Consider the following 2,311-nt stretch of genomic DNA (forward strand, 5'->3'; position numbering starts at 1 on the left):
GCCGCCGCCGATGCACCCAACCCGGATGAACCGCGCAAACTGCGCCTGAACAATCGGCTGCGGGGTCTGGTCGAGACCGCGCTGGCCAGTCACCAATTGCTGGCGGCCGATGCAAAACTGCGTCTGGCTGCAGCCCGGCAATTGCAGAAAAGCGCCCGCCCCGCTCAGCTTGAACTGCTGACCCAGCGGGTCGCCGCCGAAACCGACTCCGGCGTAAAGGACGCCCTGACGCTGGCGCTGGCCAACCTGCAACTGGTCGACAGCAGCCCTTCGGTACGTCTGGCCGCCGTGCGTCTGCTGGGTGAAACCGGCGACCCGCTGGCCCGCACCCGGCTTGAAACCCTGCTGTCTCCCGGCGTGGAAACCGACGCAACCGTGCGCATCGCAGCCGAAACCAGTCTGGCGCAGGTCAAACGCAAACTGATGGTCGGCGAAGTGCTGGGCCAGGCGTTCAGTGGCATGTCCCTGGGTTCGATTCTGTTGCTGGCCGCTCTCGGGCTGGCAATCACCTTCGGCCTGCTGGGCGTGATCAACATGGCCCACGGCGAAATGCTGATGCTGGGCGCCTACTCCACTTACGTAGTGCAGTTGATGTTCCAGCGCTATGCGCCGGGCGCCATCGAGTACTACCCGCTGATCGCCTTGCCGGTGGCGTTCTTCGTCACGGCACTGATCGGCATGGCCCTGGAACGCACCGTGATTCGCCATTTGTATGGCCGTCCGCTGGAAACCCTGCTCGCCACCTGGGGTATCAGCCTGATGTTGATTCAGGCCGTGCGTCTGGCTTTCGGCGCGCAGAACGTGGAAGTCGCCAACCCCGAGTGGCTGTCGGGCGGGATTCAGGTGCTGCCCAATCTGGTGCTGCCTTACAACCGTATCGTGATCATCGCCTTTGCGCTGTTCGTGGTGGTACTGACCTGGCTGTTGCTGAACAAGACCCGTCTGGGCCTGAACGTGCGCGCCGTGACCCAGAACCGCAACATGGCCGCCTGCTGCGGCGTGCCCACCGGACGTATCGACATGATGGCCTTCGGGCTAGGTTCGGGTATCGCCGGACTGGGCGGCGTGGCCTTGAGCCAGATCGGCAACGTCGGCCCGGACCTGGGCCAGAGCTACATCATCGATTCGTTCCTGGTGGTGGTGCTCGGCGGTGTCGGCCAACTGGCAGGCAGCGTAATGGCCGCCTTCGGGCTGGGCATCGCCAACAAGATTCTTGAACCGCAAATCGGTGCCGTATTGGGCAAGATCCTGATCCTGGCGCTGATCATTCTGTTTATCCAGAAACGTCCGCAAGGTCTCTTCGCACTGAAAGGACGGGTGATCGACTGATGAATCAGCCATTGATAGTGACCGCCGCACAGAAAGTCGGGCCAAAGGGCACGCTGACCGTGGGCATTCTGGTTCTGGCCATCCTGCTGGCCATGCCACTGTTGTCGTTGCTGCCCGCCGATAACGGCCTGCAGGTTTCGGCCTATACCCTGACGCTGGTGGGCAAGATCCTCTGCTACGCCATTGTTGCCCTGGCTCTGGATCTGGTCTGGGGCTACGCAGGCCTGCTGTCGCTGGGCCACGGCCTGTTCTTCGCCCTGGGCGGCTATGCCATGGGCATGTACCTGATGCGTGAAGCGGCAGGCGATGGTCTTCCGGCCTTCATGACCTTCCTGTCATGGACCGAATTGCCCTGGTACTGGGCAGGCACCGACAACTTCCTCTGGGCCATGTGTCTGGTGGTCCTGGCACCGGGCCTGCTGGCGCTGGTGTTCGGCTTCTTCGCCTTCCGCTCGCGGATCAAGGGCGTGTATTTCTCGATCATGACCCAGGCCCTGACCTTCGCCGGCATGCTGCTGTTCTTCCGCAACGAAACCGGTTTTGGCGGCAATAACGGCTTCACCAACTTCCGCAGCATCCTGGGCTTCAGCATCAGTTCTCAGGGCACCCGGGCGACACTGTTTCTGCTTACGGTCCTGCTGCTGGTGGCGAGTCTGTATGTGGGCTGGCGTCTGGCACAGAGCAAGTTCGGCCGGGTGCTGACCGCGTTGCGCGATGCAGAAAACCGCCTGATGTTCTGTGGCTACGATCCGCGTGGCTTCAAGCTGTTCGTCTGGGTCCTGAGCGCTGTGCTCTGTGGTCTGGCCGGTGCCTTGTATGTGCCACAGGTGGGCATCATCAACCCCAGCGAAATGTCACCGACCAATTCCATCGAAGCTGCTGTCTGGGTGGCGCTGGGTGGTCGCGGCACCCTGATCGGCCCATTGCTGGGCGCAGGTCTGGTCAACGGCATGAAGAGCTGGTTCACCGTGGCCTTCCCTGA

At 62.4% G+C, this 2,311-nt stretch carries 2 protein-coding genes; both read left to right on the top strand.

Features of this window, described 5'->3' with window-relative positions; genetic code table 11:
* The coding region (gene urtB, locus JSY17_RS25435) for an urea ABC transporter permease subunit UrtB (protein ID WP_206403378.1) at positions 1–1,329 on the top strand (1,329 nt) is incomplete at its 5' end.
* The coding region (gene urtC, locus JSY17_RS25440; RefSeq protein ID WP_206403379.1) for an urea ABC transporter permease subunit UrtC at positions 1,329–2,311 on the top strand (983 nt) is incomplete at its 3' end. The genes urtB and urtC, both read left to right, overlap by 1 nt.

Source organism: Pseudomonas capsici (assembly GCF_017165765.1).
GTDB classification, from domain to species: Bacteria; Pseudomonadota; Gammaproteobacteria; order Pseudomonadales; family Pseudomonadaceae; genus Aquipseudomonas; species Aquipseudomonas capsici.